A 14,575-nucleotide genomic window follows, 5' to 3' on the forward strand; every position below is an offset into this window, starting at 1 on the left:
CCTAATTAGTACGAAATCTGTAGAGTTCAGGATGATGCTACAGTATGTATATGAAATCAAATATATCCGCTCATGGGGCAAAGGTCAGAAACTAGGTATGGCTGAATGCTTGTGTTGGATGTGTGCCGTTTCTGATTCTGAAGGCGTTATTGTTTCGTTGATTAGTTACGAAGAACTTACTAAGAAAAAGAACAAATAGAATAAAACCGATATAAAAAGAAGCCGCCTGAATTTTCAGGCGGCTTTTTGAGTGGTGCTTGTTTATGATTCTTTTACCGAATCAGCTTTTCTTCGGTAAGTCTTTTTCCCAGAGAATCAGCTTGTCTTTCGGCCAGTTAGCGCCGATATCGTGGTATTTCTTTTCCAAAAGATGACGTTTGATTTTCAGGGTTGGGGTCAGCAAGTTGTTCTCAATGCTCCATGGATCCTCAATCATCAACACACCTTTGATCCTGGCGTGAGACTCTACCTCTACGTTAATGGTATTGATGATATCAGTGATTTTGCGCTCATAACGTTCATAGTCAAAGTCAGGGAACTCATGTGGTACCGCCAGAAGAATAGGCCCCGGCATACCTGAACCGACAACACACATCATTTCGATATTACTCAGCTCGAACAGGCGTTTTTCAATCGGAACCGGTGCGACAAACTTACCTTTGGCCGTTTTGAAGGTATCGTTCTTACGCCCCTGGATAGTGAGGTAGCCTTCATCATCCAGGAAGCCGATATCACCAGTGTGCAACCATCCATCATCGTCCAGACACTCTTTGGATGCCTCTTCGTTTTTGTAATAACCGGAGAACAGACCGGCACAGCGAACCAGAATTTCTTCATCGTCAGCAATCTTAATCTCAATACCAGGTCCGGCATTACCTACCGTACCAATTTTTTCACTGCGGAACGGATGGTTAATGGTGCTGTAGGCGAAAGACTCAGTCATCCCCCAAGCTTCAGTGATATGCAGGCCGATACTTTCATACCAGCGCAGCAGGGCAGCGGATACCGGTGCCGAACCACAACCCAGTACGCGTGCTTTGTTCAATCCCAGTCCGTCGGCAAGTTTGCGCTTGATAACACCTGAGATGAACGGGATTTTCAGAAGAATGTTTAGTTTGCCTTGTGGCAGCTTTTCCAGGATTCGCTGTTGGAACAGGGTCCATAGGCGAGGAACCGAGATAAACAGCGTCGGGCGGTGCATCTTCACATCGTCAATAAAGGTATCGAGAGACTCAGGGAAAGCCACCTGCATACCAGCCATGACAGATGAACCGAAGATATAAACTCGTTCAGTGATGTGAGCCAGTGGCAGGTAGGAGAACAGACGCTCATCATCCTGCATGCCAATATGGTCAATCAGACGCTGAGTTGTCCAGGCAAAAGCACCATAGGTCAGCATGGCTCCTTTAGGTAACCCGGAAGTACCGGATGTGTAAACAATCGACATCAGATCTTCAGGCTTATGCTGTGGGTAATCCTTGAACGGTTCATGCTGTGAAAGCAGGGTATTGAACTCGTATTTACAAGGTGGAGCACTTGAATATGGGAACGAAATCGTCGGTAAGTCCTGATGATTTTCCAGGACTGAATTGACGGCTTTACTGTCATCCAGTTTACCAATCAACAGCACTTTCGACTCACTGTGAGTAACACAGTGCTCGATGGTTTCCGGACCAGCTGTCGGGAAGATTGGCACGCTGATATAGCTGCCCAGCATTAATGCGAGATCGGTAATGAACCATTCTGCACAGTTTTTAGACATAAGTGCGACGCGATCTCCGGGTTCAACACCCATACTGCGTAGTGCACTTACAAGGCGCAGTGCCTTATCGGCTACCTGAGCATAAGTAAAATCAACAAACTGTCGGTTAATGATTTGACGCAGATAAACATCATCTGGGCGTTCTTCTGCCCATTTCAGAATCATTTCATTTGGGAGTGGCTGGCTCATCATTGTGTCTCGTACGCGTTCCGTGGGCAGAGGTAAAGTCATAAATCCGTCCTTGTTTATGTTACTACCTTGTTAATTTAGTGCTGTCGTGGTTTCGCAGTCAAGTATCTGTTTTTCATAAAACTCCTGAAACCAAGTATGAAAAAATAGTGACCAAAGTCAAATTTTTTTGGCTTTGTGTTAAGTTTTTGTTTCTTTGTTCTAAACAAGTGTTTGATTTTACAAAGGTCAGGGAAGTGCTTGTGAAGGGATTAATTTTTGATGAATTAGTTTAAAAGCGTATATGTTTCAGTGTTTTTATTATGAAATTGGATGAGTTTGATTTGTTATTTGTTATGCATCGAGGTTATTAATAATTTGATGTTTGTGCGCTATTTGCCTGAATTTATAGTCATTTTTATAATTTTTCGCATAGGTATTCAGGTTTTTCATGTTATGGTTTGAAAAACAGAAAAAATCAGCAAGAATACTAGTTAACAGGACAGCATTTTGTAATGCTGCTCGTATCACAACGGATAACCATAACTTGAGATATTCCATCGGATAGATTTTCGATGGTTTTTTGTTGATGTAATAAAAAGTATAAAGAGTCAACTCATTATGCCAAAGCGTAGTAAAGAAGATACAGAGATTACTATCCAGAAGATCATGGATGCTGTAGTAGATCAGATCCTGACGCTGGGTTATGACAAGATGTCATACACAACATTAAGCAAGCAGACAGGTATTTCGCGAACTGGCATCAGTCATCACTTCCCTAAGAAGAAAGATTTTGCCAATGCTTTAGACGGACGGATTTTCCGCCTGTTCGTTGATAAGCTGGATTTAGAAAATGGTATGGACGGCTTTGTAAAAAGCTGGCTGGCGGCACTGGATGACGATAAATTCCGTGCAACACTGCGCCTGTTGTTCCACCATATCGCTTCTGCTGAAGAAACCGATGAATTCGCTAAGCGTGGTATTGAGCGTTTGTACGCACTTTGTCAGGAACGTTTTGGCGATGGCAGCGACAAAGAGCTTGAGTGGTTGCTGGGCAAATCGCTGATTAGCATGGTTAGATAAACTGCTTTCAGTTGCTTTTCTGTACAAGGGTTATTCAAAAACAGCTTCATTCGAAGCTGTTTTTTTATGCGTATTTTTCACATAAGTTCATTGTTCGCTATCTGACTTTTGAGGTTGGAAACGCCATATATGTAATCAATTGATCATAAATGGAATTTTAATTTGTATGACAAAATGATTTATATCAATATAATCCGCATATCTTTCGCATAATATGCACCACGTTTTCGGAATGAGATGGGGTCTGGTGGCCCTCCCGGTCTTCAAAACCGATGTGAGCTGAATAGGCTCTGGCAGGTTCGATTCCTGCCTCTTCCGCCATTTCAAACGCGCGTTAATGGCATTTTCAGCACAGAGCTGTGGATTAAAAAAGTACATAGCTGCTGTGAAACCTGGAATCAGTTCTGGAATTAGTTCAAGGAATGCGCTCGTGGCCGTTACATCTGCAATTAACTACCGTCTACCCCAGGTAGAGCAGCTTTTACAGCATCCCTCCTTAGAGAAATACATTAAGTCAGTCAGCCGTCCGGTGGTGACAAATATTATTCGTAATCAATTAGCGGTAATCCGTCAATCCGATGCTTTTAAACAAAAAGGTGTTGAGGGCGTGAATGTCATAAAAGACATTACTCAGCTTTGCGAGCAATACAGGCAGCAACGTCAGACAAGGGTTATTAATGCTACCGGAATTGCGGTGCATACCAATCTTGGTCGCTCTCCACTATCGACGGACTTATGGGATAGTGTCCGGCGGGTCAATACCGGTTACAGCAATTTAGAGCTGGAGCTGAGTACCGGAAAGCGTGGTGGTCGTAATGGCCTGTTGCCTGCTTTGGTTACAAACTGGATAGGGGCAGAAGGCTGTGTTGTGGTTAATAACAATGCCGCTTCTGTTTATCTGGTTCTGCAAGCGTTGGCATCGGGTAAGGAAGTGATTGTGTCCCGTGGTGAGCAGGTACAGATCGGCGGTGGTTTCCGGATCCCGGATATTCTGCTGATGTCCGGTTGCAAGCTGGTGGAAGTTGGAACGACAAATATCACCACCAGTGACGATTATATTAATGCGATTACCGAAAATACGGCTCTGGTACTGATGGTACATCAGTCTAATTTTTCTATTCAGGGATTTACCGAATCACCGGACATTGAGGATGTTGCCAGGCGCCTACCTGAACATGTTCGTTTGGTGGTGGATCAGGGCTCGGGCTTGTCTTCTGAGCAATATGCCGACAGTGAAACTCCGCTTTCCCGTTATCTGCAGTTGGGAGCCGATCTAGTCTGTTTCTCCGGCGACAAAATTCTTGGTGGTCCACAAGCCGGGATTATTGCTGGTAAGCAATCACTGACACAGATTCTGGCTAAAAATCCGATGATGAGGGCTTTTCGTCCCGGACGAATTGTATTGTCATTGTTGGAAGAAATGCTGGTTCGTAAGCTTAATCGTGAAGCATCCGGGGAGGGTGTGGCGCAACATACCCTGAATCGGTGCGGGACAACTGCTGACCGGGCTGTTGATTTAATGACCCAGTGGCAACCCTGGGCTAAAGCTGTTCCTTTGCAGATGCAGGTCGGCGGTGGTTCGATTCCGTCTGAAACTTATGATTGCTATGGACTTGCGTTGTCGCTGCCGGGGAAAGCTCAGCGTCACCTTGATGCTCTCAGGTCGATGCCGACTCCGATTATCGGTTATCTCCATGGTGATAAATTGATGCTGAATCTGGCGACTTTACTAGAAGAAGACCTGCCGTTATTTAAAGCTCAGATGGGCAATTATTTGCAATCTCTGGTTAAAGAAAAAGGACAATCTGAAGCAGATGCTAAGGCCGGAGGCTGTGATGCTGACACAAAGTAAGAATGTGACGTATCAGGCCGTTGTCGGCGTGGCCGGCCATGTAGATCACGGTAAGACGGCGCTTATCGAAGCACTGACAGGTATTGTTACCGCTCGTCCTCATGAACAAGCATTGGGGATGACTCAGGATTTAGGTTTTGCTTACTTTAATGACGATGCAGGCAACACCATAGGTGTTGTTGATGTGCCGGGGCATGAACGTTACCTCCGTAATATGGTTGCCGGGGTTTGGCATTTAAATACTTTGATTTTGGTAGTCGCAGCCGATGAGGGCTGGATGCCGATGACCACGTCCCACCTTGAAGTTGCCCATGCCATGGGGCTCAAAGAGATCATCCTGTGCATAAACAAGTGCGATAAGGTTTCTTCGCAGCAACTGGCGGAAACCGAAGAGTTGGCACTGGAGATGGTGATGGACATGACTGGCTTGATCCCTGAGTTGGTTTCCGTCTCTGCCATGAGCGGAGAGAATATTCCCGTCTTGCGTCAGACAATCATTGAATCAGTGGCTCGAACTGTCATGCCGGCTGTAGCAGATATGGATGAAGAGGCTCCGGCAGAGCATGACCCTCAGCTTTATGTCGACCGTGCTTTTGTGGTTAATGGTATCGGAACTGTAGTCACCGGAACTCTGGCGCAGGGGAAGATTGCGGTTGGTGACAAAGTGCGTTGTTATCCGTCCGGTCAGGTTGGCATGGTTCGCTCGATTCAGGCCTATCACCGTCAATTGGACTCCGTTAACTCCACTTGCCGGGTTGCGCTGAATGTTAAAGGGCTAAACCGCAAGGATATTGGTCGAGGAGGGTTGCTGGTCGGAATGAATCGGGCTGTGACGTTATGTGAACAATGCATCGTTCGGCTAGGATCATTTGATTCTTCAGTAATCGTCAGAAAACAGCGTGAAGTCGAGGTGGCTGTGGGAACCTGGCATGGTGTCGCCAGAATTTGTTATATCCCTGAAACTCAGCTCGCAAGGTTGGTATTTAAACAGGCTGTACCGTTGCAGTTTGGCCAGCGTCTGGCGGTGATTGTAAAAGGGGGGAGCCGGCTTCTTCATGGTGCGGAAGTCGTCTGGCAGGCATTCATTCCTTCCTTTCAGAAGCGGGCGATATATAACGGACTGGCGCAATTGCCTGCGACATTGAAATTTGATGATGAATTCCGGCTTTTGCTGAATGTCAGAGGGTATTTCGATGCTGCGAAAATGGGTATTGCCTCTGGCTTTGATGGTGTTCACTTAGCCCCATTTATGTTTGAACCGGAATGGCTGGAGAAGAATGAAGCGGCGATTCATAACCTGCTGGTAGAGTTTGGGGCAATGGGTGACGGTGAAATCAGTACCCGTTTGCGGATAGAGAATGAAGCGGTTGCCGTCATCATGCAAGCGATGAAACGACAGGATAAGGTACACCTGAGCCATGGTAAATGGTATCCGGGACAGGGGATGAGTGAGGATGAATTACCGTCGGAAGCCCAGGAATTACTTGCGCAGATCCGCCACTATGGAAAGGATGGTTTGGAGCTGAACAAAGTGACGCTTTCGGGCGGAAAGAAATGGTTGCGCCAGTTGGCACACCAGAAGCTAATTACCGCGCTTAATGAAACGATTTATTACGATATGGTGTTGTATACCGAGATGGTGAAAGCCGTGATATCAGAGCATAAGACGCAGGATCGCATCTCAATGGCAGACATTAAAGACAATACCGGTCTAAGTCGGAAATATGCTATCCCACTGGCCAACCGGATGGAGAAAGATGGCTGGGTAAGGCGTGACGGCGATGAAAGGATCATTGTTAAGCCTTGGTCATAAGCGAGAAGTCTTAACTACAGTGTTTTAGCTGAAAACGGCAGTCACATTATGTGTCTGCCGTTTTTTTATGCCCAGAAATTTCCAGAGTTATCTTTCAGGGCGTCGACAATAGTGTCGAAATCTGACAGTTGATGACACGAGAATAATATAAACCTGAGGTGTTTTGGTTTTAAGTTCTTGAATTTAAATGGTTTAAATGCTGGCATGTACCTTGCTATGGCTGGGTTTTGTAATTAACCAGGAATGCCATGAAACGCTTTGTTATTGCCGATCCCCAGAAGTGTATCGGCTGTGGAACCTGCATGGCGGCATGTTCTACAGAGCACAAGAAAGTGGGGGTGCAGAGTCATCCTCGGCTGACTGTGATCAAGCATAAGGATGCGACAGCGCCTGTGATGTGCAGGCATTGTGAAGATGCACCCTGTGCAAGAGTTTGTCCTGTTCAGGCGATCACTAAAGAGGATGATCGGGTTTATATCAATGAAACCCTGTGTGTCGGCTGTACGCTTTGTGCAGTTGCCTGTCCCTTTGGAGCGATTGCATTTGATGGCAGTCGCCCGGTGGCGATGGCCAACAGTTATGACACTTTTATTCCCTCAACGACTCGTTCAAGTAACCCTTCAACCTCTGTGCCCGGTGTTTTTGGCCAGGACATTCTCGCCTGGGAACCGGGCGTAAAAAGTATTGCTGTGAAATGCGACTTATGTGGTTTCCGCGAACAAGGTCCGGCTTGTGTTGAAGTCTGCCCGACTCAGGCGCTGATGGTTGTCGATGAAGACAAGATCATTAAAGCCCGGGAAAGAAAGCGGGAAGAGGCGGCGAATGTTGCCCAGAGTATTACCGTGGAGCTATAGCCTGATGAATCCCTTAGTTTTATTAACTTTTTCCATAGGACTTTACCTGTTTGCCTGCGTAATTTCGTTACTTGGCAGCTCGAATGAAGACAGGGCAATTCGTTTGTCCGGTGTGCTGACTGCCCTTGGCGGGCTGTTTGGCGTTATATCTGCGGTTATGGCAATTTCCGCTGATCCTGTTGCAAAGTCAGTTGCTTCTTTCTCTCTGCCAACGGGGGATTTTATTGTCGCGATGGATGGATTAGCTGCGCTGATGGTGCTGGTGATTTCTGTTGTGGTATTGGCTTCGGCGCTGTTCTCCATTAATTACCTGGAAGAGTACCTTGGCAAGGGGGCCTGGTATATCAGTGCGCTGTTTAATGTATTTGCAATTGCCATGGTCGCGTTGGTGGTATCCGGCAGTGCCCTCTATTTCACGCTGTTTATGGAGCTGATCTCGCTGGCATCGTTCCTTATCGTTATTAGTGACGGCAGCCAGAAAAGTAAGCAAGCAGGGATGCAGTATTTCCTGATGGATCACCTCGGCAGTGTCCTGATCATAGCGGCGTTCTACATTTTGTATCAGCACACTGGCAGTGTTGAGATGACGACCTTCAGTGATGCAGGCTTATCGGCTGGTCAGGCAACGTTGACCTTTTTACTGGCGCTGGTGGGCTTTGGTATCAAAGCAAGCGGTATTTTATTGCATGGATGGCTGCCAAAAGCCTATCCGGTTGCACCGTCCCATTGCTCCACTCTGATTTCTTGCGTCATGGTCAAAATTGGCATCTACGGCATTATCAAAGTTGGGATCGTTTTCCTTGGTGCATCCCAGTTGTGGTGGGGTTATCTGGTGCTGATTTTCGGTGCACTTTCCTCTGTGTTTGGTGTGATGTATGCGCTGGCAGAGCACGATATCAAGCGGCTGCTGGCTTATCACACGGTCGAAAATATCGGCATCATCCTTATTGGGGTCGGTGTGTGTATGGTTGGCCTTGCGTCGCAGCATCAGACGCTGGCGCTGTTGGGCTTGCTGGGTGCACTTTATCACCTGCTGAACCATGCGGTGTTTAAAGGGTTGCTATGTCTGGGCTCAGGTTCAATTGTGTTCAGGATGCACAGCAAAGATATGGATCTGATGGGCGGTCTGGCGAAAAAAATGCCTTATACCGCGTTGGCGTTTCTTATCGGCACCATGGCTATTTCTGCTTTGCCGCCGCTTAACGGTTTTGTCAGTGAGTGGTTTATTTACCAGTCGCTGTTCAGCATGAGCAAAATCGGCTCGACAGGTTTCCTTATCGCCGGACCATTTGCTGTCATTATGCTGGCTTTGACTGGTGCTTTGGCCTGTATGTGTTTCGTTAAGGTTTACGGGATTTGTTTTTCCGGTGCACCTAAATCGGAAAGGGCAGAGCAGGCAACAGAAGTTGGTGTCGGCATGGTTGTCGCGACTTCAATGCTGGCGGTGTTCTGTATCGTATTGGGTGTCGGCTCTCCTTGGATCTCTCCTTATATCTCTTCTGTAGCTTCTTCGGTACTCGGCGCGGCAAGTTTGCACATCAGTAATGGGGCGACACTGTACCCGGCAAATACCTCGCAGGCGATTCTGTCTACTCCGGTGATTGCTGTTGCCTTGCTTCTCTTGCTTGTTATTCCTGCAGTGATTCTGTTTGTGTTCGGAAAACATCGCCGCAGTCGTCGTCATGCTGGCGACCCGTGGGCATGTGGTTACCAGTATGAGCAGCGTATGACTGTCAATGCCGGTGCAATTACTCAGCCGTTGCGTCACTTCTTCAGCCTCGTATACCGCAATCGTCCACAGCTTTCTCTGATCGAACGATTCGTTCTGATACCTCTGGGTAACCGTACCCGTGACGGGGTTCACTACAACACCATGCGAGTGTATTTGCTTTGCGGTGTGATGGTGCTGTTTGTTCTCCTTTTCTTCCCATTCATCTCAGGAGTTAACTAATGCCTGCACTTGAAATGCCAAGTAGTAGTTGGATTGCCTTCGCAGTTGCCCAGGCGCTTGCGATGTTGCTCCTTGCGCCACTGGCAACCGGCTTTTCACGGGTTGTCCGCGCCAAAATCCACTCTCGTAAAGGCCCCGGTATCCTTCAGGACTATCGGGATATCAACAAGCTGCTTCGTCGTCAGTCCGTAGCGCCGGCAAATTCCGGTGCGATTTTCCGGGTCATGCCCTGGGTGCTGGTGATCACTATGTTGTTGGTCGGAATGGCGTTACCGACTGTAACGGCGTTTTCTCCGTTCCCGATTTCAGGTGATGTGATCACTGATATCTATCTGCTGGCGATTTTCCGGTTCTTCTTCTCTCTTGCTGGGATTGACTCAAACAGCATGTTCGCCGGGATGGGCAGCAGTCGAGAACTGACACTCGGTGTGTTAGTAGAACCGATCTTCATGTTGTCGATTTTAGTGATGGCGTTGATTGTTGGTTCGACTGACCTCGGCATCATCAGTCAGGGCATGCAGACCCAGGAATGGCAGCGACCACTGACAATTATGTTGGCTGGTATTGCCTGTGCATTTGCCGTATTTGTCGAAATGGGCAAGTTACCGTTCGACAGTGCTGAAGCTGAGCAGGAATTGCAGGAAGGTCCGGTGACGGAATACTCAGGTTCTGCTCTGGCGATGGTTAAGTTGGGCCTTGGTCTGAAGCAGTTGGTTGTTGCTCAGTTGTTCCTGGCGATTTTCATTCCGTGGGGCAAAGCTGCATCGCTGGACATGATCTCACTGATTCCGGCCGTGATTATTCTGCTGTTGAAACTCTTTGTGGTGTTCCTGCTGGCTGCCTTGCTTGAGAACAGCATGGCGCGGGTTCGTTTCCTTAATATGCATCGCACGGTTTTCCCGGTTACAGCAATCGCTGTGCTGGCTTTGGTCTTTTTTATTCTTGGTTGGTAATTGGTAAAAATGGATATCGGAACGATTGAACAAAAACAACAGAACCGCATCGGCAAGCATTACATCGATGGGGTTAACCATTTCTTTCCTTCAGCCATCCTGGATGAAGAGTGGCAGACTGAAAACCAGGTGACAATTACGGTTAAGATGACTTCTCTGGTCGAAGTGATGAAGTGGCTTTATTACGATCAGGGCGGCTGGCTGACTGTTTCCTTCGGTAATGATGAACGCAGTCTCAATGGTCACTTTGCTGTTTATCACGCTCTTTCAATGGAAGGCGAAGTAAAAAGCTGGGTAACCGTGAAGGTGCTGGTTGATGCGCAAAGCCAGGAGTTTATCTCGATCACGCCTTATATTCCGGCGGCAGTCTGGGGGGAGCGGGAAGTCCGCGATATGTATGGCTTGCATCCGGTCGGTCTACCGGATGAACGTCGTTTGGTGCTGCCGGATGACTGGCCTGAAGATTTGCACCCGTTACGAAAAGATGCGATGGATTACCGTCAGCGCCCGCAGCCAACTTCAGAAACTGAAACTTACCAGTTTGATAACCAGCTGGGCAGCGATAAAAACCGTATTGTTCCTGTTGGCCCGTTGCATATTACTTCGGACGAACCGGGTCACTTCCGGTTATTCGTCGACGGTGAAGATATTGTCGATGCCGACTACCGCATGTTCTATGTTCACCGTGGTATGGAAAAACTGGCTGAAACCCGGATGGGGTATCAGGAAGTGGCTTTTCTGACTGATCGCGTTTGTGGTATTTGCGGTTTTACCCACAGCGTAGGCTATAGCAATACCATTGAAAACGCCTTGTCAGTTCCTGTGCCGCTCAGAGCAAAGATGATCCGAACTGTCTTGCTTGAAGTGGAACGTTTGCACAGTCATTTGCTGAACATTGGCCTTGCCAGTCACTTTGTTGGATTTGATACTGGCTTTATGCAGTTCTTCCGCATTCGTGAGAAAACCATGGAGCTGGCAGAGTTACTGACCGGTGCTCGTAAAACGTATGGTATGAACCTGATTGGCGGTGTACGCCGCGATTTCCTTAAAGAGCAACGTGTTAAAGGGATTGCGCTGGTTCGTGAAGTGCGTAAGTCATTTACCGAGCTGGTGGATATGCTGCTGGCAACACCGAATATCGACAGCCGTATTGACGGTGTCGGTATTCTGGCCAGAGATATTGCACGAGATTACAGCCCGGTTGGTCCGCTTATCCGCGCCAGTGGTTTCAATCGAGATACCCGTATTATTCATGGTCAGTCTCTGGAGTCTTACGGTGAAGTCCCGCTTGATTTGCAGAGCATGCCAAACGGCGATGTGCGCTCTAGGGTGACAGTAAGAATCCGGGAAGTATTCGACTCGCTCAATATTGTCGAATATGGCCTTGATCACCTGCCTGCCGGCAGCATCCTGACTGAAGGTTTCAACTATGTACCTAACAAGTTTGCTCTTGGCTTTACCGAAGCACCGCGCGGGGAGAATGTGCACTGGAGTATGACCGGGGATAATCAGAAGCTGTTCCGCTGGCGTTGTCGTGCTGCCACTTATGCGAATTGGCCGACACTGCGTTACATGCTACGTGGCAATACGGTGGCGGATGCACCGCTGATTATCGGTAGTCTGGATCCGTGCTACTCCTGTACCGACCGTGTCACTATTGTTGATACCCGCAAGAAACGCAGCAAAACCATCCCGTACAAGGCGATTGAGCAATACAGTATCAGCCGCCGTAACTCACCATTGAAGCAGTCATGAGGGGGATGTTGTGTTTAAATTACTGAAAACTGTCATCAAAACTGGGGAAAGTACTGAAAAGTATCCGTTTGCCCCTTTAGCAGTCAGCCCGGATTTCCGTGGTAAGCCAGAGCTCAATGCCAGCCAGTGTATTTCATGCGGTGCCTGTACCCGCGCTTGTCCTGCCAATGCGCTGATCATGGAAAATGATGAAGCCAACGGCACTCGTCGTTGGGAGTTATCTCTGGCTCGCTGTATTTATTGCGGTCGCTGCGAAGAAGTGTGTCCGACTCATGCCATTAAACTGTCGGAAGATTTTGAGTTGGCTGTGACCAAAAAGTCTGATTTGTATGAAGAGGCGGTATTTAGCCTGGCGAACTGCCGTGAATGCGGTCGTCCGTTTGTTGCCCGAAAGCTGCTTGATTATGCCCTTGATATGCTGGCGGAAAGTGGCGATACCGGAGAACTGCTGGAGCAACGTCGCCATCAGTTGGAAACCTGTCCGTCATGCCGTCGTACCAACAATATGCTTGATGCTGAAAACTTGTGTCACCAGCGTTACCTGGAGGAAGAAGCGTGAAAGGAATAAAACAGCTGTCAGGTACGGCTCACACTCAGGCCGAACCGATTGCGCTTGCTCCCGACAGCCAGAAGCTGAAAGAAGCCCTGATCAAACAAATTCGACGTTCAGCCTATGTGTACCGTGTTGACTGCGGTGGCTGTAACGGTTGTGAAATTGAAATTTTCGCCGCGACTACTCCGGTTTACGATACTGAACGTTTCGGTATCAAGGTGGTAGCGTCACCACGTCATGCCGATATTTTGCTATTCACCGGAGCGGTAACTCGTCCGATGCGGGCTCCGGCAATTCGTGCTTATGAAGCGGCTCCGGATCCGAAAGTGGTGGTTTCTTACGGTGCATGCGGTTGCGACGGCGGTATTTTTCATGACCTTTACGGCGTATGGGGCGGAACAGATAAAATCGTTCCGGTTGATGTTTATATTCCGGGCTGTCCTCCGACACCTGCTGCGACCGTTTATGGTTTTGCTGTTGCTCTGGGCTTGCTGGACCAGAAATTAAAGGCAACCACCCATCAGCCTGAAAACGAGAAAGCCAGCTTAAAGCATACCGGTATTCCTTTGGATTTGCGGGTCATGCTGGAAAGGGAAGCACGTCTTCTGGCTGGTTATCGCCAGGGCCAGCGTATTGCTGAAGAATTGATGGATGTGTTGGTGACATGCAACCCGGACGATGTTGATGTCAAAGTCGGCGAATATCTGCGGGAGAAAAACGACCCTCGTCAGACAGAGATCGTTAATTGCCTGCTTAGCCGAACTATGGCGGAGCTGACCGGACAGACAGGAGCTGCGTGTCATGCCCGTTGATCAGAGTATGTCTGTTAATAACAGTAGTGTTAATAAAAGTAGCCGTGTTGATAAAAGCGGATTTACTAAACAATCCCAATCTGCTGAACAATCCGGTTCAGTCGCTCAATCTCGTCACCTTGACAGCCAGGTGTACTTTTACAGCCTGAGCCGCAAGTTTGTTGATGAAAGTGAAGTGCCGGAAGAAGCGCGCCAGATCATGTATTACAGCCTGGCGATTGGGCATCACCTCGGTGTTGTTGATTGTCTGGATGCCGTGTTGCAATGCAGTGGTAAAGATTACCTCGACTGGATTTGTGGTCTGTCTCTGGACAGCGAAGCCTATCGCAAGATGTATGGTTTTCTGGTGTACGGGGAAATCACGATATATGCAGAGCATATCAATATGTTGGCTTGTGCATTTGATGCGATTTCAGCAGAAAGCCAGTCAGAGACTTCACAGCGTCTGACAAAAGGGTTTATTGAAGCTCTGACCGCGATTTATCACGAGCCGTCAATGTACATGATGATCAGGAGTGGGAAATGAGTCGTCAAATCGTACTGACAGTTGGTAATAACATGATGGGAGACGATGCTGCCGGACCGTTACTGGCCGAAAAGTTGAAACAGCAGCCGGTTGCTGGTTGGGAAGTAATGGAGGGCGGTTCAATGCCTGAAGATTGCCTGCATCTGATCCGTGCTGCACAGCCTGCTCGGGTTGTGGTTGTCGATGCGGCTGATATTGGTGAAACTGCTGGTACGATTCGGGTCATTGATCCGGACACCATTGCCGGTATGTTTGTAGTGTCAACTCACAGTCTGCCGCTAAATTTCCTTATTGATGAGCTTAAAACCTTTGTTCCCGAAGTGGTTTTTATCGGTATCCAGCCTGCAATTGTCGCTTTTTCATTTCCTGTAACTGAGATGGTTCAGGCTGCGGTTGAAAAAGTATACGACAAACTAAAGGACTGGCAGGGTGAAGCGAGCTTCGAACATTGCTGACGAAAAGTGTCGAGAGTCATCGACACTTGTGACGAATA

Annotated in this window: 13 protein-coding genes and 1 tRNA gene; 13 read left to right on the top strand and 1 reads right to left on the bottom strand. The window is 48.0% G+C overall.

Going from position 1 to position 14,575, the window contains the following annotated elements:
- Positions 1 to 31: 31 nt before the first annotated feature.
- A complete protein-coding gene (locus AACQ93_RS19465) occupies positions 32 to 199 on the top strand; it encodes a hypothetical protein (RefSeq protein WP_157097610.1) in 168 nt (55 codons plus the stop codon).
- 81 nt (positions 200 to 280) lie between these two features.
- Here the strand turns inward: AACQ93_RS19465 and AACQ93_RS19470 are convergent, their stop codons facing one another.
- Positions 281 to 1,927 (bottom strand): AMP-binding protein, encoded by a 1,647-nt coding sequence (locus tag AACQ93_RS19470; RefSeq protein WP_198160272.1) that lies wholly within the window; start codon positions 1,925 to 1,927, stop codon positions 281 to 283.
- Positions 1,928 to 2,551: 624 nt separating this feature from the next.
- Between AACQ93_RS19470 and AACQ93_RS19475 the strand changes: the two genes are divergently transcribed.
- From AACQ93_RS19475 to hycI, 12 genes are all read left to right on the top strand, one after another.
- Positions 2,552 to 3,013: a TetR family transcriptional regulator gene (locus tag AACQ93_RS19475; RefSeq protein WP_007469716.1), complete on the top strand. Its 462-nt coding sequence runs from the start codon at positions 2,552 to 2,554 to the stop codon at positions 3,011 to 3,013.
- A 229-nt stretch (positions 3,014 to 3,242) separates the two neighbouring features.
- Positions 3,243 to 3,334: transfer RNA gene (locus tag AACQ93_RS19480), tRNA-Sec, on the top strand.
- A 109-nt stretch (positions 3,335 to 3,443) separates the two neighbouring features.
- Positions 3,444 to 4,865 (top strand): L-seryl-tRNA(Sec) selenium transferase, encoded by a 1,422-nt coding sequence (gene selA, locus AACQ93_RS19485; RefSeq protein WP_064607948.1) that lies wholly within the window; start codon positions 3,444 to 3,446, stop codon positions 4,863 to 4,865.
- A complete protein-coding gene (gene selB, locus AACQ93_RS19490; RefSeq protein ID WP_064607950.1) occupies positions 4,849 to 6,678 on the top strand; it encodes a selenocysteine-specific translation elongation factor in 1,830 nt (609 codons plus the stop codon). The genes selA and selB overlap by 17 nt, the downstream gene beginning before the upstream one ends.
- Positions 6,679 to 6,926: 248 nt before the next feature.
- On the top strand, positions 6,927 to 7,532 hold the full coding sequence (locus AACQ93_RS19495) for a 4Fe-4S dicluster domain-containing protein (protein WP_064607952.1): 606 nt from the start codon (positions 6,927 to 6,929) through the stop codon (positions 7,530 to 7,532).
- A gap of 4 nt (positions 7,533 to 7,536) precedes the next feature.
- On the top strand, positions 7,537 to 9,483 hold the full coding sequence (gene hyfB, locus AACQ93_RS19500; protein ID WP_064607954.1) for a hydrogenase 4 subunit B: 1,947 nt from the start codon (positions 7,537 to 7,539) through the stop codon (positions 9,481 to 9,483).
- Positions 9,483 to 10,436: a respiratory chain complex I subunit 1 family protein gene (locus AACQ93_RS19505; RefSeq protein ID WP_064607956.1), complete on the top strand. Its 954-nt coding sequence runs from the start codon at positions 9,483 to 9,485 to the stop codon at positions 10,434 to 10,436. Before hyfB ends, AACQ93_RS19505 begins: the two co-directional genes overlap by 1 nt.
- A 9-nt stretch (positions 10,437 to 10,445) precedes the next feature.
- Entirely contained in the window at positions 10,446 to 12,191 is a 1,746-nt protein-coding gene (locus AACQ93_RS19510; protein WP_064607958.1) for a hydrogenase large subunit, read from the top strand.
- Between the two features lie 10 nt (positions 12,192 to 12,201).
- Positions 12,202 to 12,750: a formate hydrogenlyase complex iron-sulfur subunit gene (locus tag AACQ93_RS19515; RefSeq protein WP_064607960.1), complete on the top strand. Its 549-nt coding sequence runs from the start codon at positions 12,202 to 12,204 to the stop codon at positions 12,748 to 12,750.
- On the top strand, positions 12,747 to 13,556 hold the full coding sequence (locus AACQ93_RS19520) for an NADH-quinone oxidoreductase subunit B family protein (RefSeq protein ID WP_064607962.1): 810 nt from the start codon (positions 12,747 to 12,749) through the stop codon (positions 13,554 to 13,556). The genes AACQ93_RS19515 and AACQ93_RS19520 overlap by 4 nt, the downstream gene beginning before the upstream one ends.
- Positions 13,546 to 14,082, top strand: a complete 537-nt coding sequence (locus AACQ93_RS19525; protein WP_157097611.1) for a formate hydrogenlyase maturation HycH family protein — start codon at positions 13,546 to 13,548, stop codon at positions 14,080 to 14,082. The genes AACQ93_RS19520 and AACQ93_RS19525 overlap by 11 nt, the downstream gene beginning before the upstream one ends.
- Complete coding sequence (gene hycI, locus AACQ93_RS19530; protein WP_064607963.1) at positions 14,079 to 14,537, top strand: hydrogenase maturation peptidase HycI; 459 nt, start codon at positions 14,079 to 14,081, stop codon at positions 14,535 to 14,537. Before AACQ93_RS19525 ends, hycI begins: the two co-directional genes overlap by 4 nt.
- The last annotated feature ends 38 nt before the right edge of the window (positions 14,538 to 14,575 follow it).

The organism is Photobacterium sp. J15 (genome assembly GCF_963870815.1).
Taxonomy (GTDB): Bacteria; Pseudomonadota; Gammaproteobacteria; order Enterobacterales; family Vibrionaceae; genus Photobacterium; species Photobacterium marinum.

What these genes read in the sequence shown, in the direction of transcription:
- AACQ93_RS19505 (WP_064607956.1), top strand. Translation starts at nt 9,483, where the DNA reads ATGCCTGCACTTGAAATGCCAAGTAGTAGTTGGATTGCCTTCGCAGTT.
- selB (WP_064607950.1), top strand. Translation starts at nt 4,849, where the DNA reads ATGCTGACACAAAGTAAGAATGTGACGTATCAGGCCGTTGTCGGCGTG.
- hycI (WP_064607963.1), top strand. Translation starts at nt 14,079, where the DNA reads ATGAGTCGTCAAATCGTACTGACAGTTGGTAATAACATGATGGGAGAC.
- AACQ93_RS19525 (WP_157097611.1), top strand. Translation starts at nt 13,546, where the DNA reads ATGCCCGTTGATCAGAGTATGTCTGTTAATAACAGTAGTGTTAATAAA.
- AACQ93_RS19465 (WP_157097610.1), top strand. Translation starts at nt 32, where the DNA reads ATGATGCTACAGTATGTATATGAAATCAAATATATCCGCTCATGGGGC.
- AACQ93_RS19475 (WP_007469716.1), top strand. Translation starts at nt 2,552, where the DNA reads ATGCCAAAGCGTAGTAAAGAAGATACAGAGATTACTATCCAGAAGATC.
- AACQ93_RS19470 (WP_198160272.1), bottom strand. Translation starts at nt 1,927, where the DNA reads ATGATTCTGAAATGGGCAGAAGAACGCCCAGATGATGTTTATCTGCGT.
- hyfB (WP_064607954.1), top strand. Translation starts at nt 7,537, where the DNA reads ATGAATCCCTTAGTTTTATTAACTTTTTCCATAGGACTTTACCTGTTT.
- AACQ93_RS19510 (WP_064607958.1), top strand. Translation starts at nt 10,446, where the DNA reads ATGGATATCGGAACGATTGAACAAAAACAACAGAACCGCATCGGCAAG.
- AACQ93_RS19495 (WP_064607952.1), top strand. Translation starts at nt 6,927, where the DNA reads ATGAAACGCTTTGTTATTGCCGATCCCCAGAAGTGTATCGGCTGTGGA.